Genomic DNA, 21,802 nt, shown 5'->3' with positions numbered 1-21,802 from the left:
CACGGGCCTCAGCAGGATCGGCTGTACACCTGCTTGATGGCGGCCATGTCGATCAGCTTGACGTGCCGTTGGCGGATCTGGATCAGACCGGCCTCGGCGAATCGCGAGAACAGCCGGCTGACCGTTTCCAGTTTCAGGCCAAGGTAGCTGCCGATTTCCTCGCGGCTCATGCGCAGCACGAACTCGGTGGAGGAGTAGCCGCGCGCGGAGAGTCGCTCGGACATGTTGACGAGGAACGCGGCCAGCCGCTCTTCGGCACGCATCGAGCCGAGCGTGATCAGCATGACCTGGTCCTGCGAGATTTCCTTGCTCATCAGCCGCAGGAACTGGCCTTGCAGCGAGGGCAGGTGGCCCGACAGCGCTTGCAGTTCGTCATACCGGACGACGCAGACTTCGGTGTCCTCGAGCGCCGTTGCATCGGAAGCGTGCTGCATCTCGCCGAGACCGTCGAGGCCGATGACTTCGCCGGGCAGATGAAAACCGGTGATCTGCGTGCGGCCGTCTTCCATCGTGACGTGCGTCTTCAGCGTGCCGAAGCGGATGGCATACACGGCGCTGAGTGGTTCGCCCATGCGGTACAACGTTTCGCCCTTGTGAACTCGCACACGTTCCTGCACGAGCGTGTCCATCTTCACGAGGTCCTGTTGCGACATGCCCACCGGCAGGCAAAGTTGACCCATTGCACACGTGGAACAACGGGGCGACATCTCGGTGACGGGGATGGAAGTCAACAATTGAGTGCTCGTATGAATGCGCTTGCAGCGAGGGCGCGATGCAGGCATTTTACAGCGTCGAGTGACGCAGAAGCGAGGAACAGTTGCCATTTGGTGTGCTTTTAAGCGTTTTTCTGATGGCCTTGCTCGGTGGCATGCATTGCGCCGCAATGTGTGGAGGAATTGCTATTGCTGCGGAGCAAAAACGGCCGAGCAGTGCAACGATTTTCGTACACCGTTCACGAAATCAATGGTGGGCCGAACTCTGCGTCATGCACGCCGGGCGCATCACGACCTACATGCTGCTGGGCGCGGCGTTAGGCGCCGTCGGTGCGACGGTGTGGCGGCAGGACTATCTGCCTTTGCAGCGATGGCTCTATGCGCTGGGCAGCCTGATGCTGGTGCTGACGGGCGTCTGGCTGCTGCGCGGTCGCGTGATCGGGATGGAATGGATCGAGCGAACGGCTGCGAAGGCAGCGGCACCGGTAGGGCGGCTTGCGGGCTGGTTGTCGGTCGGTCTGCCCGCCGGCTTGCGTCCATCGCAGCGGGCCACGCCGATGCTGCGCCGCTACGGCATGGGTCTCGCCTGGGGATTGGTCCCATGCGGCATGGTCTATGGCGCACTCGCGCTGGCGCTGCTGGCCGGTAACGCTGCGTCCGGAGCACTGGTGATGGGGGCCTTCGGGCTAGGCACGCTGCCGAATCTGCTGGTCATGTCGGGTATGTCCGGATACCTGCGGCAGTGGTCGCGCAAACGGGGGGTGAGGGTCGCCTCTGCCGCGCTGGTCATCGGTTTCGGTGTGCTGGGCGTGGCCCGGGCGGTATGGCTGCCTGAGACGCTGGCGCAACATGGTTTTTGCGTGGTGTTCTGAATCGGCCACAAGGCCGGGTTGCGGGCGGGACCGGGAATGCCATACAATCGCCAGAACCACGGTATCGCGCCGCACCATGTTTCTGGCGTCGCCGGACCGCTGTCCCGATCTGGGGCGCGTGTCCAGGTTTCCGGCCACTCCGGTGCACCGGCAACGTCTCTACAGTCCATCCGGTTCAAAAGATCTGGTTAAAAGACCGGCGACGGTTGGGAAGGTGGCGCCGGCCAGGGCGATGTTGCCCGAGCCGATATCGGTATTTTCTTGCCGTCTTGGCCATCCGGTGGCCCAGGCGAATGTCCGCCCCGAAGGGAGAAGGCGCGACGCAAGAGGTCCGTCGACTGGAGAAGCTGGCCAGCCCCGGACGATCTCCTGCCGGACCGACCCGGCAATTCGATGCAAGGAATGATGTGCACGGCTGCGCTGCATTAGGCGGGCGAGCTGGCTGCGCGATGAGATGGCGATGGCTCTGGCCTCGCTGTATCTGCAATCTCCAGTGCCCCGGGACTCGTCCGGGGGCAGGTGCAAAGACAGGCTGCACGCAATCACATGAATACCCAAGAGGCGAAGATCGTCCTCGAGACCGCGCTGATCTGCGCGCAGGAGCCGCTGCGCGTTGGCGATCTGCGGCGGCTGTTTGCCGACGACGTCGGCGCCGACACCATCCGGGTGTTGCTGGAACAGCTCCGGCAGGACTGGCAGCAGCGCGGGGTCGAGCTCGTTGCGCTGGCCAGTGGATGGCGGTTCCAGAGCCGTCCGGAGATGCGCGAATTCCTGGACCGGCTGAACCCGGAAAAACCGCCCAAGTACTCCCGCGCGGTGATGGAGACCTTGGCCATCATCGCGTACCGCCAGCCGGTGACGCGGGGCGACATCGAGGAAATCCGCGGCGTCACGGTCAGCACCGACGTGGTCAAGAAGCTTGAGGACCGCGGCTGGATCGAGGTCATCGGCCATCGCGACGTGCCGGGCCGCCCGGCGCTCTATGCGACGACCAAGGCGTTCCTGGACGACCTGGGGCTGCGCTCGCTGGACGAGTTGCCGCCGCTGGAGGACGCCCAGGCTCAGGCCCAGGCCAACCTGCTGGACCAGCAGGCGATCGATTTCGAGGAAATCGCCACGGCCAACCCGCCGGCCGGCGATGAAGAAGCATTCGCCGCGCCCGTCGCCGATCCGGCGGCTGCCGCAGCGGCCGGGCCGGAGCCCGTGACCGAAGTCGGGGCCGAAGCCGAAGCCGAGGCCGGACCGGTGGCAGGCGCCGCCGACGAGGCGGATAGCGATACCAGCGTCGCCCTGCAGCCCGAGGAGGATGGGCAGGACGATGCGCCGGTGGCACATGCCAACGGCTACCACGTGGACACCGGGGCCGCCGTAGCGCAGACCCCCGAGCGTTCGGAACCGGCTGGCGAGGACTCGCCATTCCCGGCCGAAGACGACGAGCGTGTGTCCAACTGAACAACATGCAACATCGATAGTGAATACTTTGTCTGATTCCGCTGAGCAAGACGTCCGCCGCCCGGACGTGCCGGGCGATACCGGCGCAGCCCCCGATACGGGCAACGACGCCGACGGCGCGCCGCGCCGCAAGGGGCTGCGTCGCGGTCTGCGCAACCTGGTGGCCTCGCGCCGCCAGGCCGGGCAGGACCGGGACGCAGGCCGTTCGGAGGCTGACGCCGCCGCGCCGGCCGATGCCAACGCCGCCCAGCCCGCCGCACCGCGCGGCCGTGGTCGCCGCAAGCCCGCGGCGACGGCCGAAGCCGGTGCGCCGGACGCCGCCCAGGGCGATGCTGGCGAAAGCCAGCCGGCCCAGCCGGCGGGTCAGGGCCAGCGCAAGCGCCGCCAGCAGCCGCAACGCAAGGCCGCCCTGGTCGATGGCGACAGCAAGCCGGCCGCCGAGCAGCCCGGCAAGCGCAATCGCAACGGCCAGCGCAAGAACCAGGCTGGCGCAGGCCGCCAGGGTGCGGCAGGCGGTGGCGCGCGGGGCGAACCGCGCCAGGGCGACAAGCCTGCCAGGCCGGCCGGCAAGGGCGCCTCGGCCAAGCCCGCGGCGGGCGGCGAGGACGTGTTCCGCTTCGTGATTTCCGAGCAGTACGACGAGGAAGAGACGATCGTGCCGCGCACCAAGGCCAAGCCGGTGCGCGAGCTGACGTCCGACGACGACGCGCCCAAGCTGCACAAGGTGCTGGCCGAAGGCGGCCTGGGATCGCGCCGGGAGATGGAAGAGCTGATCCTGCAGGGCCGCGTGTCGGTGAACGGGCTGCCGGCCCACATCGGCCAGCGCATCCTGCCGACCGACCAGGTCCGCGTGAATGGCAAGCTGATCCACCGCAAGGTGTCGACCAAGCCGCCGCGCGTGCTGCTGTACCACAAGCCGTCCGGCGAAATCGTCAGCCAGTCGGACCCGGAAGGCCGTCCGACCGTGTTCGACAACCTGCCGCGCATCAAGAACGGCAAGTGGGTGGCCGTGGGCAGGCTGGACTTCAACACCGAAGGGCTGCTGATTTTCACGACGTCGGGCGATATCGCCAACCGCTTCATGCATCCGCGCTACGGCGTCGAGCGTGAATATGCGGTGCGGACGCTGGGCGAACTGGCCGAGGCCGACCGCCAGCGCCTGCTGCACGGCATCCAGCTCGACGACGGCGAGGCCAACTTCCTGCGGATCGCCGACGGCGGCGGGGAGGGCGTGAACCAGTGGTACCACGTCGCCCTGACCGAGGGCCGGAACCGCGAAGTGCGCCGGATGTTCGAGGCGGTCGGTCTGACCGTGTCGCGCCTGATCCGCACGCGCTACGGCCAGTTTCTGCTGCCGCGCGGCCTGAAGCGTGGCCGCTGGCAGGAGCTGGAAGGCACGGAAGTGCGCACGCTGATGGCCAATATCGGCCTCAAGGCGCCGGCCAAGGCCGAGCAGTCCGGTGGCAAGGGCGCCACCAAGGTGGGCGGGCGCAAGCAGCGCACGGAAGCGGCCATCGCCGGCATGCCGATGCACACGGGCATGGACGGCCTGCCGCGCTTCGAGAAGGCCGGGGGCAACCGTGGCGGCAATAGCGCCGGACGCGGCCAGCCCGACCCGATGCAGACGTCGATGGGCTACATTCCGTCGGGGCCGGCGCCGCTGACGTCGCATACGACCAAGTTCGGCGGCGGCATGGGCGGCGGTGGCGGCATGCGTGGCGCTGGCGGCGGCAAGGCCGGCGGTGCCGGTGGCGGACGCGGCGGTCGCAACGGCAACCTGGGCAATCCTGGCGCCGGCGGCAACCGTCCGCGCCGGGGTGGTGGCGAGGTCAACGGCAATGTGATGCCCAAGGCCGCCAAGGCTGGTGGCGGCAATCGCCGGCCGCGCGGCGGCGGCGGTGGTGGCCGCGGCGGTCACCGCTGACAGATCGCGGGCCGGTTCGGATACCCCGTCCCGGCCCGAATCTGGCGCGAATGCCATTCGCTTTTGCCTTTTAGCCGGCATCCGCGTATAATCAAAGTCTATTCAAAAGTATCATCCTCGGCGAGGATGGGCGAATGATGGGCATTGCGCCCATTTTTTTTGGTTCGCCCGTTTGTGCTTGCGACTGGACAACGTCACCCGGTGTGGCGCGTCCGGGCCGCGGATGATGGGGCAGGCAGGGCTTACAGGTCGTTTCGGAACCTCGATTTCAGAACGTTGTGTTGTCCGAAGTCTGCCAAGTATTGAAAGCCACTATTCGGGATTACAGTGCATCTGGCAGATTTGATCGAAACCACCCTTACCGGCATGGGCTACGAGCTGGTTGATCTTGAGCGAGCCCCAGCCGGACTTCTGCGTGTCTACATCGATCAGCCTGAAACCGGCATCGTCATCGAGGATTGCGAAAAAGTCAGCCGACAGCTCACGCACGTGCTGATGGTCGAGAACGTCGACTACGAGCGCCTCGAGGTTTCGTCGCCCGGCCTGGACCGTCCGCTCAAGAAGCTGGCCGACTTTGCGCGTTACGCAGGCGAGGAAGCCCGCGTCACGCTGCGTCTGCCGGTCAATGGCCAGAAGAATTTCGTCGGCATCCTGCGCGAACCCGCGGGCGAGGCCGGGGCCGAGAAGATCGGCCTGGAATTCGAGGGCAAGGATGGGCCGGCACTGCTGGAATTCGCCATATCCGATGTCGACAAGGCACGCCTCGTGCCGGTAATCGACTTCAAGGGAAATCAAAGAAAAGGGAACAAGCAATGAGCCGCGAAGTTCTGTTGCTCGTCGATGCGCTAGCGCGCGAGAAGAACGTCGACAAGGATGTGGTGTTCGGTGCGCTGGAGGCAGCTCTGGCCTCGGCCACCAAGAAGCGCTTCGAGGAGGACGTGGATATCCGCGTCCATATCGACCGTGAATCCGGTGAGCACGAAACGTTCCGCCGCTGGCTTGTGGTCCCCGACGAACAGGGCCTGCAGGAGCCGGACAAGCAGATCCTGCTGTTCGAAGCCCGCGAGCAGAGTGCCGACATCCAGCTCGACGACTTTATCGAAGAGCAGATCGAATCGGTCGAATTCGGCCGGATCGGCGCCCAGGCCGCCAAGCAGGTGATTTTGCAGCGCATCCGCGACGCCGAGCGCGAGCAGATCCTGAACGACTACCTGGACCGCGGCGAGAAGATCATGACCGGCACGGTCAAGCGCGCCGACAAGAAGGGTCTGATCGTCGAATCGGGCCGGGTCGAGGCGCTGCTGGCCCGTGACCAGATCATCCCGAAGGAAAACCTGCGCACGGGCGACCGCGTGCGGGCGTATATCCTCAACGTGGACCGCGCCGCGCGCGGCCCGCAGATCGAACTGTCGCGCACCGCGCCGGACTTCCTGATCAAGCTCTTCGAGAACGAAGTGCCGGAGATGGAACAGGGCCTGCTGGAGATCAAGGCGGCCGCCCGCGACCCGGGCGTGCGGGCCAAGATCGCCGTGGTGGCGCATGACAAGCGTATCGACCCGATTGGCACCTGCGTGGGCGTGCGTGGCACGCGCGTCACCGCCGTGCGCAACGAGATTGGCGGCGAGGCCGTGGACATCGTGCTGTGGTCGGAAGACCCGGCGCAGTTCGTGATCGGCGCGCTGGCCCCGGCGCAGGTCCAGTCGATCGTGGTCGACGAAGAGAAGCACAGCATGGATGTGGTGGTCGACGAGGAAAACCTCGCCGTCGCCATCGGTCGCAGCGGTCAGAACGTACGCCTGGCGTCGGAGCTGACCGGCTGGCAGATCAACATCATGACGCAGGAAGAGTCCGCGCAGAAGCAGGCCGAGGAAAGCGAGCAGGTACGCAAGCTGTTCATGGCCAAGCTGGACGTGGACGAGGAAGTGGCGGACATCCTGATCGAGGAAGGCTTCTCCACGCTGGAAGAAGTGGCCTACGTGCCCATCAGTGAAATGATGGAAATCGAGGCGTTCGACGAGGACACCGTCAACGAGCTGCGCAACCGCGCCCGCGATGCGCTGCTGACGATGGAACTGGCCCGGGAAGAAAAGGTGGAAGAGGTGTCGCAGGACCTGCGATCCCTGGACGGCCTGAACCCGGAGCTGATCGGCAAGCTGGCCGAAGGCAATATCCACACGCGCGACGACCTGGCCGAACTGGCCGTGGACGAACTGGTCGAGATGGCCGGTGTGAGCGAGGATGACGCCCGCACGCTGATCATGAAGGCACGGGAACATTGGTTTAACTGAGGGACACGTCCGGGCCCCCGCGGCCCGGACGCGCTTTCCGCATACGAATTGTCCCGACGTAGAAACCGAGCATTGAAAGGGTTTGAATGGCAAGCACAACAGTTGCCCAACTGGCCGCAGAACTGAGCCGCAGCCCTGCTGCACTGCTGGAACAATTGCAGGCAGCTGGGGTGGGCAAGGCAAAGCCTGAAGACATCATTACCGAATCGGACAAGACCCGGCTGCTGGAGCATCTCAAGCGGTCGCACGGTCAGTCCGATGACAGCGCACGCAAGAAGATCACGTTGACCAAGCGCGAAACGTCCGAGATCCGCCAGTCGGATTCCACGGGCAAGACCCGCACGGTGCAGGTCGAGGTGCGCAAGAAGCGCGTGCTGATCAAGCGCGACGAAGTCGAATCGCACGATGACGGCGCCGACGCCCACGCCGCTGCCGACGCCGAGGCCGCCGAACAGGCGCGCCGCGACGACGAACAGCGCCGCCAGCAGGCCGAGGCCCTGGCCCGCCAGGAAGCCGAGGCCCAGGCCGCCCGCGAGGCCGCCGAGCGCGAGGAAGCCGAGCGCCGCGCCAGGCAGGAAGCCCTGGAGGCCGAACAGCGCCGCCAGGCCGAACTGCTGGCCGAGAAGGCCGCCGAGGAAGCCGCCGCCGAGCGCGCAGCCACCGAGGCCGCCGAGGAAACCGCGCGCCAGAAGGCCGAGGAAGACAAGGCCCGTCTGGCCGCCGAGCGCCAGCAGGCGCAGAAGAACGCCGACGACGCCAAGGCTGCCGCCGACAAGGCCCGCGCCGAGCAGGACAGCGCCAAGGCCGCCGCCGACAAGGCGCGCGCCGAACAGGACGCTGCCGCCCGCCGCCGCCGCGAGGCTGCCGAAGCCGAAGCCCGTGCGATCCAGCAGATGCTGAACGCCCCGGCCCGCGTGCTGAAGGCGCCGTCGGAGCGCAAGGCCGAGGAAAAGAAGGCCGAGCAGACCGGCACGCTGCACAAGCCGGTGAAGCCGGCCGGCGCGACCACGGAAGCCAAGAAGGACGAGAAGAAGACCACCACGGCGCCTGCCGCGACCACCACTACCACCACGGCCGACAAGAAGGGCGGCAAGGGTGCGAAGGGCGGCTGGCAGGACGACAACCGCGGCGGCAAGAAGGGCGGCGGTCTGAAGACGCGCGGCGATTCGTCGGGCGGTACCGGCGGCTGGCGCAGTGGCCCGCGTGGCCGCGGCGGCAAGCAGCACGCCGACGACGGCCGCAGCAACTTCCAGGCGCCGACCGAGCCGGTGGTGCGCGAAGTGCACGTGCCGGAAACCGTCTCCGTGGCCGACCTGGCGCACAAGATGGCCGTCAAGGCGTCCGAGGTCATCAAGCAGATGATGAAGCTCGGCCAGATGGTCACGATCAACCAGGTGCTGGACCAGGAAACCGCCATGATCGTGGTGGAGGAAATGGGCCACAAGGCGTTCGCCGCCAAGCTGGACGATCCGGAAGCGCTGCTGGTGGTGGACGGCGAGGACCATGCCGACGCCGAGCTGCTGCCGCGTCCGCCGGTGGTGACCGTGATGGGTCACGTCGACCACGGCAAGACGTCGCTGCTGGATTACATTCGCCGCACCAAGGTTGCAGCGGGCGAAGCCGGTGGCATTACGCAGCACATTGGCGCGTATCACGTGGAAACGGACCGTGGCGTGATCACGTTCCTGGACACCCCGGGTCACGAGGCCTTCACGGCCATGCGTGCCCGCGGCGCCAAGGCCACCGACATCGTCATCCTGGTGGTGGCGGCCGACGACGGCGTGATGCCGCAGACCAAGGAAGCCATCGCGCACGCCAAGGCTGCCGGTGTGCCGATCGTCGTGGCCATCACCAAGGTCGACAAGCCCGAAGCCAACCCGGACCGCGTCAAGCAGGAACTGGTGGCCGAGCAGGTGGTGCCGGAAGAATACGGCGGCGATTCGCCGTTCGTGCCGGTGTCCGCCAAGACCGGTGCCGGCATCGATGACCTGCTGGAGCAGGTGTCGCTGCAGGCCGAAGTGCTGGAACTGAAGGCGCCGGTCGACGCGCCGGCCAAGGGTCTCGTCGTGGAAGCCCAGCTCGACAAGGGCAAGGGCCCGATCGCGACGATCCTGGTCAGCAGCGGCACGCTCAAGCGTGGCGACGTCGTGCTGGCAGGCAGTGCCTACGGCCGCGTGCGCGCCATGCTGGACGAGAACGGCAAGCCGGCGAAGGAAGCCGGCCCGTCGATCCCGGTGGAAATCCAGGGTCTGTCGGAAGTGCCCGCCGCCGGCGAGGAAGTGCTGGTGCTGCCGGACGAGCGCAAGGCGCGCGAAATCGCGCTGTTCCGCCAGGGCAAGTTCCGCGACGTGAAGCTGGCCAAGCAGCAGGCGGCCAAGCTGGAAACGATGCTGGAGCAGATGGCCGAAGGCGAAGTGCAGTCGCTGCCGCTGATCGTCAAGGCCGACGTGCAGGGTTCGCAGGAAGCGCTGGTGCAGTCGCTGCAGAAGCTGTCGACCGCCGAAGTGCGCGTGCAGATCGTGCATGGCGGCGTGGGTGGCATCTCGGAATCGGACGTCAACCTGGCGACCGCTTCGAAGGCTGTCATCATCGGCTTCAACGTGCGTGCCGACGCCGGCGCGCGCAAGCTGGCCGAGCACAACGGCATCGACATCCGCTACTACAACATCATCTACGACGCCGTGGACGAGGTGAAGGCGGCGATGTCGGGCATGCTGGCGCCCGAGAAGCGCGAGACGACGATCGGCCAGGTGGAAGTCCGCCAGGTCTTCCGCGTGCCGAAGGTTGGCGCCGTGGCCGGCTGTATGGTCACCGACGGCCTGGTCAAGCGGACGTCGCTGGTCCGCGTGCTGCGCAACAACGTGGTGATCCACGACGGCGAACTGGACTCGCTCAAGCGGTTCAAGGACGACGTCAAGGAAGTCAAGCAGGGCTTCGAGTGCGGTCTGTCGATCAAGAACTTCAACGACGTTCAGGAAGGCGACCAGCTCGAGGTGTACGAAATCACCGAGGTGGCGCGTACGCTGTAAGGCGATACGCAAAGACGGCAGGCTCCGGCCTGCCGTTTTCACATCGGCAAAGCAAAAGTTTGCATGGCCAAGAAAGGCAATATCTCTTCCCGTAACCTGCGCCTGTCTGACCAGATCCAGAAGGAACTGGCCGGCATGATCCAGCGCGAGATCCGCGATCCGCGACTGGGGCTGGTGACGCTGCAGTCGGTGGCGCTGACGCCCGACTACGCGCACGCCAAGGTCTATTTCACGGTGCTGGGCGCCGAGCCCGAGGTGGCGGCCGCCATCCTCAAGGAAATGGCCGGCTACCTGCACTCGCTGCTGTTCAAGCGGCTGCATATCCATACCGTGCCGACGCTGCATTTCCACCACGACACGTCGGTGGAGCATGCCATCGAGATGTCGAAGCTGATCAACGAAGCGAATTCGACGCGCGCCAAGGACGACGAGTAAGTCCGGCGTTCCCCTGCGAGCCGGCCCGGTGCCGGCGCCGCAACCCTCTTTTCCCTCCGCAATGACCGATTCCCAAGCCAACCGTCCGCCCCGGCTGCCGCGCCGGGACGTGCATGGGGTGCTGCTGCTGGACAAGCCGCTGGGCCTGTCGTCCAACGACGCGCTGGTGCGCGCCAAGCGCCTGCTGCGCGCCAACAAGGCGGGGCATACCGGCACGCTCGATCCGCTGGCCACGGGCCTGCTGCCGCTCTGCTTTGGCGAGGCGACGAAGTTCTCGCAGGACCTGCTCGACGCCGACAAGACCTACGAAGCCCAAGTACGCCTGGGCGCCACCACGACCACCGGCGACGCCGAGGGCGAGATCGTGGCCGAGCGTCCGGTGACCTGCGACCGCGCGGCGCTGGACGCCGCCGTGGCGCGCTTTACCGGCGAGATCGAACAGGTGCCGCCGATGTACTCGGCGCTGAAGAAGGACGGCCGGCCGCTCTACGAATACGCGCGCGCCGGCCAGACCGTCGAACGCGCCGCGCGGCGGGTGACGATCCATGCGATCACGCTGCTCGACGTCGATCTGGCGAATTTACGATTCACGATGCGCGTGACGTGCAGCAAGGGCACGTATATCCGGACGCTGGCCGAGGACATCGGCGAGGCGCTGGGCTGCGGCGCGCACTTGACGGCGCTGCGCCGGACCGGCGTGGGCGACCTGACGCTCGATGGCGCCGTGACGCTGGAGCAGATCGACGCCCAGCCCGACGAGGCCCGGCCCGCGCTGCTGGCGCCCGCGGACGCGCTGCTGCAACGCTGCCCGCCCGTGCACCTGGACGCCGCCGCGACGGCGCGCTTCCTGCAAGGCCAGCGCATCGCGCGCCGCGACCTGCCGGAGGCCGAAGTGCCCGAAGACGGCACGCTGGCGCGCGTCTATGCGGAAGGCAAGCTGCTGGGCGTGGCGCGCATGCGCGAAGGAGCCCTGCGGCCCGAACGGCTGGTGAAGATCTGAGTGTTCTCTCTGGGTTTCCCCTCTCCCGCTTGCGGGAGAGGGGCAGGGGAGAGGGCGGGCCGTTCAATTTGCGGCGTGTCGGCAATGGCACCGCTGGCCCTCACCCCCAACCCCCCTCCCGCGAGCGGGAGAGGGGAGCTACACCCCCCCCGCCGTCCAAATCCCTCGCAGCTAAATCCCCCGTCTCCAACCTTCAATGCGCCCCCGCCGCATCGGCACCGCCGCCGCCTTGCGCCCGCTTGGTCAGCCAGACGAACACGATCAGCACGAAGAACAGCACGCCCGAGATCCAGAAGATGTCGTTGGCGCCCAGCATCGACGCCTGCTGCGACAGGTTGCGCTCGATGACGCCGATGGCCTGCATCTTCGACATGCCCATCTGCATCAGGTGGTCGAGCTGCGCCTGGTAGGCCGGGTTGTACGGGTTGATCTGCTCCACCAGCTGGGCGTGATGCAGCGCCGAGCGGTTCTCCCAGACCGTGGTCGAGATCGACGCGCCAATCGCGCCGAACGTGATCCGCACGAAGTTCGACAGCCCGGAAGCCGCGGGAATCTTCTCGGGCGGCTGCCCGGACAGGATGATCGACGTCAGCGGGATGAAGAACATCGCCATGGCCGCGCCCTGGATCAGCGTCGGGATCACCAGCGCGCGCGTGTCCACGCCGGTCGTGAAGCCGGCGCGCATGAAGCTGACCGCGCCGAACGTGATGAACGCCATGGTCGCCACCCAGCGCGCGTCCACCTTCGGCAGGATCCGGCCGATGATCGGCGACAGGATGATGGCGAAGATGCCCACCGGCGCCGTGACCAGCCCGGCGTCGGTCGCCGTGTAGCCGATGATGGTCTGCAGCCACAGCGGCAGGATCACGAGGTTGCCGAAGAACAGCCCGTACGCCACCGAAATGGCCACCACGCCCGCCGCGAAGTTGCGGCCCTTGAACAGGTGGATGTCGACGATCGGGTGCTTTTCGTAGAGTTCCCAGGCCAGGAAGAACAGGAATCCCACCACGGCGATCACGGTCAGCGCCACGATCAGGCCCGAGTGGAACCAGTCCAGCTCCTTGCCCTTGTCGAGCATCAGTTGCATGGACCCGACCCAGATCACCAGCAGCGCCAGGCCGATGCGGTCGATGGGCAGCGTGCGGGTGGGCGTCTCGCGGTCGCGGTAGATGGCCCAGGTGACATAGGCCGTCAGGATGCCGATCGGCACATTGATATAGAAGATCCACGGCCACGTCATGTTGTCCGAGATCCAGCCGCCCAGCAGCGGCCCCATGATCGGCGCCACAAGGGTGGTCATGCCCCATAGCGCCAGCGCCATCGAACTTTTGGCCGGCGGATAGCTGGCCAGCAGCAGCGCCTGCGACAGCGGGATCATCGGCCCGGCCACGGCGCCCTGCAGCACGCGGGCCGCCAGCAGCGTCTCCAGGTTGGGCGCCACGCCGCAGAGCCAGGACGACACCACGAACAGCAGGATCGACAGCACGAACAGCCGCACCGCGCCAAAGCGCGTGGTCAGCCAGCCCGTGAGCGGCACCGAGATGGCGTTGGCCACCGCGAACGACGTGATGACCCAGGTGCCCTGGTTCGGCGAAACGCCGAGGTCGCCGGAAATGGCCGGGATCGATACGTTGGCGATCGACGAGTCGAGCACGTTCATGAACGTGGCCAGCGACAGCGCGATGGTGCCCAGTATCAGCTTGCCGCCCGTGAGCGGCGGATGCGCGGCGGGGCGCGCGGGGGCCGGCGACGGGGCCGGAGCCGCGCCGTCGCCCGGCGTTGCGATGGTGGAATTCGCCATGGGCAGTCAGCCAGTCGTGCGGGGGATCAGGTATGGGCCGGCTTGGCCGCCGGGGCGCGCGCCGCGCTGGCGGGGCCCGCCATGCCGCCCGGGGCCTGCGGGCGGCCGCCGTTGTTCACCGCGATGATGCGGGCGATCAGCGCGTCGGCGTCCTGCGCCACCTTGTCGTAGACGTCGGTCTGCAGCGGCTTGGCGGCATTGGCCGACACCAGCGAGGCGCCTTCCTCCTTGCGGACGTCGACCGTGACGTTCATCGACAGCCCCACGCGCAGCGGATGGTCCTTCAGTTGCTGCGGATCCAGCGCGATCCGCACCGGCAGGCGCTGCACCACCTTGATCCAGTTGCCGGTGGCGTTCTGCGCCGGCAGCAGCGAGAACGCCGCGCCGGTGCCGGCCGAGAAGCCCACCACGTGGCCCGTGTACTTGACCTTGGAGCCGTAGACATCGGCTTCCAGCTCCACCGGCTGGCCGATCCGCATGTGCGTGATCTGCACTTCCTTAAAATTGGCGTCCACCCAGACCTGGTCCAGCGGCACCACGGCCATCAGTGGCGTGCCGGCGGCCACGCGCTGGCCCACCTGCACCGAGCGCTTGGCGACGTAGCCGGTCACCGGGGCCGGCATGGTCGACCGCGCGAAGGCCAGGTAGGCCGAGCGCAGGTTGGCGGCGGCGCGCTGCACGTTCGGATGCTTCTCGACCGTGGTCTGGTCGGTCAGCACCTGGTTCGAGGCCAGTTGCTCCCGGGCGGCCACCAGCGCCGATTCGGCGGCCTTCAGCGCGGTCTGGGCGTGGGCGATTTCCTCGCTCGACACGGCGCCCGAGCCGGCGATGGCCTGGCGGCGGCGCAGGTCGTCGCGCGCCTTGGCCACGTCGGCATCGCGCAGCGCCACCTGGGCCGACAGCGAGCCATTGTTGACGTACAGCGTGCGCACCTCGCGCACGGCCTGCGCCAGCTGGGCCTCGGCCTGCTCCATCGCCACCTGGGTATCGGCGCGGTCGAGCTGGATCAGCGGCTGGCCGGCCGTCACCAGTTGCGTGTCGTCGGCGGCAATGGACACCACGGTGCCGCCAACCAGCGGCGTCACCTGCACCACGTTGCCGGCCACGTAGGCGTCGTCGGTGTTCTCGAAATGGCGGGCGTACAGGCCCCAGTACAGGCCATAGCCGATGCCGGCCACCACCACGGCGGCGGTCAGCGAAACAAGCAGGCGGCGGCGCTTGCCGTTGTTGTCAGCCGCGGGTGCGGCGGCTTGCGGGTTGGTGCTCATGATGGAATCTCTCTGGATCTCGTGCGGTATGTCGTCTTGTTGTCTTGTCAGGTGCTGGCGGATCAGCCCTGCGCGCTGGCGGGCGCGGCCGGTGCGTCCGGCTTGCCGGGGGTGCCGCCGTGCTGCTCGGCCGGGGCCTCGTAGCCGCCGCCCAGGGCCTTCATCAGGCCCATCTGCAGGTCCAGCCGGCGCGCCTGCAGGTCGGTGGCCTGCCGGCGCTGCTGCAGCACGTTGCTCTCGGCGTTCAGCACTGTGAGCTGGGTGCCCAGGCCGGCCTTGTAGCGCGTGGTGGCCAGCGCGTAGGCGTGCTCGGCCAGGTCCAGCGCCTCGCGCTGGGTCTGGATCTGCTGGTCGACGCTGCGGATGCTGGTGATCGTGTCGGCCGTCTCGCGCAGCGCATCGACCAGTGCCTGGTTGTAGCTGGCTGCGGCGATGTCGTACTGCGCGTACTTGCCGCGCAGGTTGGCGCGCAGGCGCCCGCCCGCGAAGATCGGCAGCCGCAGCGAGGGGCCAAAGCCGAACGTGCGGCTGGCGCCGGTCAGCAGGTCGGCCGTATCCAGCGACGCCAGGCCGGCAAACGCGGTCAGCGTCAGGTCGGGCAGGAATTCCTTCTTCGCCACGGTGACGTCCTGCGACGCCGCCTCCACGCGCCAGCGGGCGGCCACGAGGTCCGGGCGCCGGCCGAGCAGGCCGATGGTCAGGTCGTCGGGCAACTGCGGCGTGGCGTTGGCCAGCAGCGTCGGCCGGGCGATCTGGCGCCCGCGGTCCGGGCCCTTGCCCAGCAGTGCGGCGATCTGGTTGCGGGCCAGCGCGATTTCCTCGTCCACGCGCTGCAGGTCGGTCTGGGCGGCGGCCACGGTGCCGCGCGCCTGCGTGGTTTCCACCTGCGTGTCCAGACCGGCGGCCAGCCGCTGGCGCGACAGGTCGGTCAGGTCGCGGCGCTGGGCGATGGCGCGCTCTGCCACGTCGCGCTGGGCGTAGAGCGCGGCCAGCCGGTTGTAGCCGCGCGCCACCGATGTGGTCAGCATCAGCCGCGCAGCCTGGCTTTCGGCTTCCAGCGCGCGGTCTTCGGACAGCGCCGCTTCCAGCGCGTCGCGGTTCTTGCCCCAGAAGTCGAGGTCCCACGACAGGCCAAGCTGCAGCCGCGACTGGTTCTGCCACGAGCCAGCCAGCGGCGTGCCTTCGAACAGGTCGTTCTGCGAGAAGCGCTGGCGCACGATGCTGCCTTCGAAGTCGACGGCCGGGTACAGCGCGGCGCGCGCGGCGTCGGCCATCGCCCGCGACGCGGCCAGCCGCGCAAAGGCAACCTGGAGATTCGGATTGCCCTGGATGGCCTCGTCGACCAGCGCGCGCAACTGCGGATCATGGAACTGGTCGACCCAGTCCTGCGACGGCCACTGGCCGTGGTCGTTGGTAAACGTCTGCGGCGACGCCAGCGTGGCCGGGTCCGTCACGGTCTGGGTGCTGTGGGAATCGCCCAGCGCGGCGCAGCCGGCCAGCACGGCGGCGGCCAGCAGCGTCAGGGCCAGGCCGCCTGCGCGATGCAGCGGGCCGGGCGCGGCGCGGGGGGTGTCAAGGAGAGCGGTTGTCATAGGGTGTGAACTGTGGCGCGGTCGGGCGGTTTCCGGAATGGCGCTGCCGACGATTGGAATACTTGTTCGGTGTCGGGGAGGTGCCGGCGCCTATCCGGAATTGCGATCGAGCAGGCAGCCGGGGTCGGCGCCGGGGCAGCCGCTGTTAGCGATGACGCGCACCAGCATGTCGCGCAGCACCGCGATCTCGGCGTGCGTGAAGCCGTCGAAATGGCGCCGCATCACGTTGCAGAACGCGGCCGGTAGCTGCTCGACCATCGCGTGGCCCTCGGCCGTGATCGAGAGGTCCACCACGCGGCGGTCGTCGTCGCGGCGCGTGCGGGCGATCAGGCCGCGCTTTTCCATCCGGCTCAGCAGGCGCGTGACCGAGCCCGCATCGGTATAGAGGTTGCGCGCCAGGTCGGTGACCGTGGTGGCCTCGCCCTTGGCCAGCATCATCAGGCAGATGGCCTGGGCGTGCGTCATGTCCAGGCCGCTGACTTCCTGCTCCACGCCAAGCGACAGCATGTTCTTGGCGCGCCCGAGCAGGTAGCCGATGCTCTTGCCGATTTCGTAGTCGGCCGGATCGAACAGGTCTTCGGAAGGTTGGGGTGCTGTGGACGTCATCTCTTGTCACTGCAATCTTTGCTTGGGCAAATATAAGCAGGCGAGAAGTGATGCACAAGGTCCGAAACTGGTTATTGCGTAAACCGCAATGAGATTCCTCGACTATGCTGAACAGCGACAGAGTGTTCTGCGCTGCAACATGCTAGAATGTCGGGTTAATTTTTTCCGATAGCTCCGCCTTCAGGGGACGCCGAATGACCCGCGCCATCCGTAATATCGCCATCATCGCCCACGTCGATCATGGCAAGACCACCCTGGTCGACCAACTCCTGCGCCAGGCAGGCACCTTCCGCGACAACCAGCAGATTGCTGAACGCGTGATGGACTCGAACGACCTGGAAAAGGAACGCGGGATCACGATCCTCGCGAAGAACTGTGCCGTCGAATACAACGGTACCCACATCAACATCGTCGATACCCCGGGCCACGCCGACTTCGGCGGCGAGGTGGAGCGCGTGCTGTCGATGGTCGACGGCGTGCTGCTGCTGGTGGACGCCGTGGAAGGTCCGATGCCGCAGACGCGTTTTGTGACGCGCAAGGCACTGGCGCTGGGCCTGAAGCCGATCGTCGTGATCAACAAGATCGACCGCCCGGGCGCGCGTCCGGACTGGGTGATCAATCAGACCTTCGACCTGTTTGACAAGCTGGGCGCCAATGACGAGCAGCTGGACTTCCCGGTCATCTACGCATCGGGCCTGAACGGCTACGCCGGCCTGACCGAGGACGTGCGCGATGGCGACATGAAGCCGCTGTTCGAGACCGTGCTGGCCAAGGTGCCGGTCCGTAACGACGATCCGGACGGCCCGCTGCAGATGCAGATCATCTCGCTGGACTACTCCAGCTACGTCGGCAAGATCGGCGTGGGCCGCATCTCGCGTGGCCGTGCCAAGCCGCTGCAGGACGTGGTGGTCAAGTTCGGTCCGGAAGGCAACCCGATCAAGGGCTGTATCAACCAGGTGCTGAAGTTCAGCGGCCTGGAGCGCGAGATCGTGCCGCAGGCGGAAGCCGGCGACATCGTGCTGATCAACGGCATTGAGGAACTGGGCATCGGCTGCACCGTGTGCGCGCCGGAAGCCCCGGACGCGCTGCCGATGCTGAAGGTGGACGAGCCGACGCTGACGATGAACTTCTGCGTCAACACGTCGCCGCTGGCCGGCCGCGAAGGCAAGTTCGTGACGAGCCGCCAGCTTCGCGAGCGCCTGGACCGCGAGCTGAAGTCGAACGTGGCGCTGCGCGTGGCCGATACCGGCGACGACACCATCTTCGAAGTCTCGGGCCGTGGCGAACTGCACCTGACCATCCTGCTGGAAAACATGCGCCGCGAGGGCTACGAGCTGGCCGTGTCGCGTCCGCGCGTGGTGTTCAAGGAAATCGACGGCGTCAAGCACGAGCCGTACGAGCTGCTGACCGTGGACGTGGAAGACGGCCACCAGGGTTCGGTGATGGAAGAGCTGGGCCGCCGCAAGGGCGAACTGCTGGACATGGCATCGGACGGCAAGGGCCGCACCCGCCTGGAGTACCGCATTCCGGCGCGTGGCCTGATCGGCTTCCAGGGCGAATTCCTGACGCTGACGCGCGGCACGGGCCTGATCAGCCACATCTTCGACGACTACGCGCCGGTGCGCGAAGGCGGCCTGGGCGAGCGCCACAACGGCGTGCTGATCTCGCAGGACGACGGCGATGCCGTGGCCTATGCGCTGTGGAAGCTGCAGGACCGCGGCCGCATGTTCGTGAAGCCGGGCGACGCGCTGTACGAGGGCATGATCATCGGCATCCACAGCCGCGACAACGACCTCGTCGTGAACCCGATCAAGGGCAAGCAGCTTACCAACGTGCGCGCGTCGGGTACCGACGAAGCCGTGCGCCTGGTGCCGCCGATCCAGATGTCGCTCGAATACGCGGTGGAATTCATCGCCGATGACGAACTGGTGGAAATCACACCGAAGAGCATCCGCCTGCGCAAGCGCCACCTGAAGGAGCACGAGCGCAAGCGTGCGTCGCGCGAATCGGTGTAATCGCCGCATCGCCGAATCGCCAAAAAAAACCGCGCCCTGGGTGGCGCGGTTTTTTTATTCCGCCGCCACCTCGCGTGGCGCGGCGCTACCGGCTGTCCGGCACCGCGGGCTGCGCCACTCGGGCGGTTTCCAGAGATAGCGGAGATCGCGGTCGCGCCACACATCGGCAAACATCTCGCGCCACTCGTGGAAGGTCAGCGTCAGCGGGTTGTGCGTGCGGATCTGGCGCGTGATGCCGTACTCGGGTGCCGCCTGCTCGGGCACGAAGGTGCCGAACAGCCGGTCCCAGACCGTCAGTACGCCGGCGTAGTTGCGGTCGATGTAATGCGGATTCTTCGCATGGTGTACCCGGTGGACGCTAGGCGTGTTGACCAGCCGCTCGACGCGCGGCCAGCGCTGCCCGAGCCGCGTGTGGACGAAGAACTGGAACGCGAGGTTCAGCCCGACGGCCAGGATCACCCAATCTGGCGAAAATCCGATCCACGCCAGCGGAATCCAGAACAGCCACATGCCTGACAGCGGATAGGTCAGGCTCTGCCGGAATGCGGTCGAGAAATTCATCCCTTCCGACGAGTGATGCGCCACGTGCGACGCCCACATCCATCGCACGCGATGGCTGGCGCGGTGGAACCAGTAGTACAGAAAATCCTGCAGCAGCAACAGCAGCGCGAACGACCACCACGTCTCCGGCACGGCGCGCAGCCCGTGGGCGTAGCACCACGTGTAGACCGTGCGGATCATCAGCCAGAGGAAGAACGCGTCCGACGCCTGGTGCATCAGCGCGAGCGTGGCGTTGGACAGCGTGTCGCGCCAGCTGTAGACGGACGGGTCGCGCCGGCGCCAGTACCAGGCCTCCCAGCCGATGGTCAGCAGGAACACGGGGCCGAAGGCCAGCAGGATCAGGCCGGGGTCGAATCCGGCGGCATCGGTGGCGGGGGCGGGCGAGGGCGCGGCGGGCGTCATGGCGCCAGTGTGCACATTTCCAGCCGATTCGCACTGAGGATTTCCTCCATACGGCGCCATGTGGCGCCGGCGTAACGCCGCGCCAAACCATCACGAAAACGCACGACAGACCATCACGGCAAGTGCATCAAGTCCGCGGCGGCGATGCCGTTCTTTGGGGGCGACGGCCATGGAGGAGTGGCCGTTTTTCACGTCACGGAGAGACTGCCCCCATGTTTCGCAACACTACGATTGGAGCCCGGTTGTGGCTCCTGACGATTGTCACAAACTTGTTGCTGCTGATTGTCGGCGGCGTTGGCTGGTTCGGCATGTCGCGCTGCAACGATGCCACGCACCAGATCTACGAGCAGCAGCTGTCGGCGGCCACGCATCTGGCCGAGGCGCGATCGAACCAGTTGCTGGTGCGCGTGCTGCTGGACCAGGCGGCGTTTGCCACCGATGCGGCCGACGCGAAGGCGCGCGCGGCCACGGCCGAGGACTTCATGCGCCAGTCGAATGCCGCGTGGCAGGCGTACCTGGCCATCCCGCGCAGCCCGGAGCAGGCGCGCGCCACCGAGGACGTGTCCGACAAGCGCCAGGCGCTGTTCGAGCAGGGCGTGAAGCCGATGATCGCCGCGCTGCACGCCGGCAACCGCGACGCGATGATGCGGGCCGTGATGGAGACGATTCCCAGGCTCGACATCGCCTTCACGGCCGTGAACACCGAACTGGGCCGCCTGCAGGTGGCCAGCGCCAGGTCGGTGTACCAGGCGTCGCAGCAGCGCTATGACCGGCTGCTGGCGGTATCGGTGGCCGTGCTGGCGCTGGGGCTGGTGTTCAGCACGGTGGTGGCGTGGCGCCTGCGGCTGTCGATCGTCCGCCCGCTCGACGTTGCCATCGCCCGGTTCGCGCGCATGGCCGATGGCGACCTGGGCACGTCGTCGGCCCGCGACGCCGATGTCGTGGCCGACGAACACGCCCGCAACGAGACCAGCCGCATGCTCGGCATGCTGGACCGCATGCAGGCGCGGCTGGCCGGCATGGTGGGCGAGGTGCGCAGCGGCGCCGATTCGATCGCCGCCGCGAGCCAGCAGATCGCCAGCGGCAACACGGACCTGTCCCAGCGCACGGAGCAGCAGGCCGCGTCGCTGGAAGAGACCGCGTCGAGCATGGAGCAACTGACGAGCACCGTCCGCCACAACGCCGACAGCGCCCGCGAGGCCAGCACGCTGGCCGTCGACGCGCGCAAGCTGGCCGAGACCGGCAGCGACGCCGTGGCGCGCGTGCAGAGCACGATGCAGCAGATCGACACCGGTGCCAACAAGGTGGTCGACATCATCGAGGTCATCGAGAAGATCGCGTTCCAGACCAACATCCTGGCGCTGAACGCCGCCGTGGAGGCGGCCCGCGCAGGCGAGCATGGCCGCGGGTTCGCGGTGGTGGCGGGCGATGTGCGCGACCTGTCGCAGCGCTGCGCGGCGGCGTCGAAGGAAATCCGCGCGCTGATCGGCGCCTCGGTGTCGAACGTGCGCGAGGGCACGGCGCTGGTGGACAACGCGGAGCGGGCCATGCAGGACATCGTGGACGCGGTGCGGCGGGTCAGCGACATCGTTGGCGGCATCAGCGCGGCGTCCGACGAGCAGTCGCGCGGCATCGAGCAGGTCAACGTGGCGGTGTCCCACATGGACGGCATGACGCAGCAGAACGCGGCGCTGGTGGAGCAGGCCGCCGCCGCGGCCGGATCGCTGGAGGACCAGGCGCAACGTCTGACCGGGCTGATGGCGGCGTTCCGGCTTGCGTAAGCGGGCGCCAGCCCCGGCCCGCAGCCGGTTGAGACGATTCTGAAAAGCGGCCGTCATCGAATC

The 21,802-nt window shown here is 67.3% G+C and carries 16 protein-coding genes; 10 read left to right on the top strand and 6 right to left on the bottom strand.

The window, feature by feature from the left end; translation table 11 throughout:
* Positions 1-8: 8 nt before the first annotated feature.
* Positions 9-734: a fumarate/nitrate reduction transcriptional regulator Fnr gene (gene fnr, locus EPAKOI_RS09335; RefSeq protein WP_124684038.1), complete on the bottom strand. Its 726-nt coding sequence runs from the start codon at positions 732-734 to the stop codon at positions 9-11.
* A gap of 83 nt (positions 735-817) precedes the next feature.
* On the opposite strand from fnr, the gene EPAKOI_RS09330 reads away from it, so the two are divergent.
* The 8 genes from EPAKOI_RS09330 (at position 818) to truB (ending at position 11,713) form a co-directional block, all read left to right on the top strand.
* A complete protein-coding gene (locus EPAKOI_RS09330) occupies positions 818-1,585 on the top strand; it encodes a sulfite exporter TauE/SafE family protein (RefSeq protein ID WP_423192067.1) in 768 nt (255 codons plus the stop codon).
* A 546-nt stretch (positions 1,586-2,131) separates the two neighbouring features.
* Positions 2,132-3,037, top strand: a complete 906-nt coding sequence (gene scpB, locus EPAKOI_RS09325; RefSeq protein ID WP_423192066.1) for an SMC-Scp complex subunit ScpB — start codon at positions 2,132-2,134, stop codon at positions 3,035-3,037.
* A 28-nt stretch (positions 3,038-3,065) separates the two neighbouring features.
* Positions 3,066-4,961 carry a 23S rRNA pseudouridine(2605) synthase RluB gene (rluB, locus tag EPAKOI_RS09320; RefSeq protein ID WP_423192065.1) on the top strand — a complete coding sequence of 632 codons (1,896 nt, stop codon included), beginning with the start codon at positions 3,066-3,068 and terminating at the stop codon, positions 4,959-4,961.
* Positions 4,962-5,288: 327 nt separating this feature from the next.
* Positions 5,289-5,777 carry a ribosome maturation factor RimP gene (gene rimP / locus EPAKOI_RS09315; protein WP_423192064.1) on the top strand — a complete coding sequence of 163 codons (489 nt, stop codon included), beginning with the start codon at positions 5,289-5,291 and terminating at the stop codon, positions 5,775-5,777.
* Complete coding sequence (gene nusA / locus EPAKOI_RS09310) at positions 5,774-7,249, top strand: transcription termination factor NusA (protein WP_124684043.1); 1,476 nt, start codon at positions 5,774-5,776, stop codon at positions 7,247-7,249. The genes rimP and nusA overlap by 4 nt, the downstream gene beginning before the upstream one ends.
* An 86-nt stretch (positions 7,250-7,335) precedes the next feature.
* Positions 7,336-10,278, top strand: a complete 2,943-nt coding sequence (gene infB / locus EPAKOI_RS09305) for a translation initiation factor IF-2 (RefSeq protein ID WP_124684044.1) — start codon at positions 7,336-7,338, stop codon at positions 10,276-10,278.
* 63 nt (positions 10,279-10,341) lie between these two features.
* Complete coding sequence (gene rbfA / locus EPAKOI_RS09300; RefSeq protein ID WP_423192063.1) at positions 10,342-10,713, top strand: 30S ribosome-binding factor RbfA; 372 nt, start codon at positions 10,342-10,344, stop codon at positions 10,711-10,713.
* Positions 10,714-10,774: 61 nt separating this feature from the next.
* Positions 10,775-11,713 carry a tRNA pseudouridine(55) synthase TruB gene (gene truB, locus EPAKOI_RS09295; RefSeq protein WP_423192062.1) on the top strand — a complete coding sequence of 313 codons (939 nt, stop codon included), beginning with the start codon at positions 10,775-10,777 and terminating at the stop codon, positions 11,711-11,713.
* Positions 11,714-11,906: 193 nt separating this feature from the next.
* Here the strand turns inward: truB and EPAKOI_RS09290 are convergent, their stop codons facing one another.
* The 4 genes from EPAKOI_RS09290 to EPAKOI_RS09275 all read right to left on the bottom strand — a co-directional run bounded on the left by EPAKOI_RS09290 (position 11,907) and on the right by EPAKOI_RS09275 (position 16,980).
* Positions 11,907-13,514 (bottom strand): DHA2 family efflux MFS transporter permease subunit, encoded by a 1,608-nt coding sequence (locus tag EPAKOI_RS09290; protein ID WP_423192061.1) that lies wholly within the window; start codon positions 13,512-13,514, stop codon positions 11,907-11,909.
* Between the two features lie 26 nt (positions 13,515-13,540).
* Positions 13,541-14,782 (bottom strand): HlyD family efflux transporter periplasmic adaptor subunit, encoded by a 1,242-nt coding sequence (locus EPAKOI_RS09285; protein ID WP_124684048.1) that lies wholly within the window; start codon positions 14,780-14,782, stop codon positions 13,541-13,543.
* A gap of 62 nt (positions 14,783-14,844) precedes the next feature.
* Positions 14,845-16,374: an efflux transporter outer membrane subunit gene (locus EPAKOI_RS09280; RefSeq protein ID WP_423192060.1), complete on the bottom strand. Its 1,530-nt coding sequence runs from the start codon at positions 16,372-16,374 to the stop codon at positions 14,845-14,847.
* A 90-nt stretch (positions 16,375-16,464) separates the two neighbouring features.
* A complete protein-coding gene (locus tag EPAKOI_RS09275) occupies positions 16,465-16,980 on the bottom strand; it encodes a MarR family winged helix-turn-helix transcriptional regulator (RefSeq protein ID WP_313836407.1) in 516 nt (171 codons plus the stop codon).
* A 194-nt stretch (positions 16,981-17,174) separates the two neighbouring features.
* On the opposite strand from EPAKOI_RS09275, the gene typA reads away from it, so the two are divergent.
* Entirely contained in the window at positions 17,175-18,995 is a 1,821-nt protein-coding gene (typA, locus tag EPAKOI_RS09270; protein ID WP_423192059.1) for a translational GTPase TypA, read from the top strand.
* Positions 18,996-19,049: 54 nt separating this feature from the next.
* Here typA and EPAKOI_RS09265 read toward each other — a convergent pair whose 3' ends face one another.
* Positions 19,050-19,958 (bottom strand): sterol desaturase family protein, encoded by a 909-nt coding sequence (locus EPAKOI_RS09265; protein WP_423192058.1) that lies wholly within the window; start codon positions 19,956-19,958, stop codon positions 19,050-19,052.
* 212 nt (positions 19,959-20,170) lie between these two features.
* Here EPAKOI_RS09265 and EPAKOI_RS09260 point away from each other — a divergent pair, with 212 nt between their 5' ends.
* On the top strand, positions 20,171-21,739 hold the full coding sequence (locus tag EPAKOI_RS09260; protein ID WP_423192057.1) for a methyl-accepting chemotaxis protein: 1,569 nt from the start codon (positions 20,171-20,173) through the stop codon (positions 21,737-21,739).
* Positions 21,740-21,802: the final 63 nt, after the last annotated feature.

The organism is Cupriavidus sp. H18C2 (assembly GCF_049393795.1).
In the GTDB taxonomy this organism is placed as follows: Bacteria; Pseudomonadota; Gammaproteobacteria; order Burkholderiales; family Burkholderiaceae; genus Cupriavidus; species Cupriavidus pauculus_C.
This window is presented reverse-complemented; position numbering and strand designations above follow the sequence as displayed.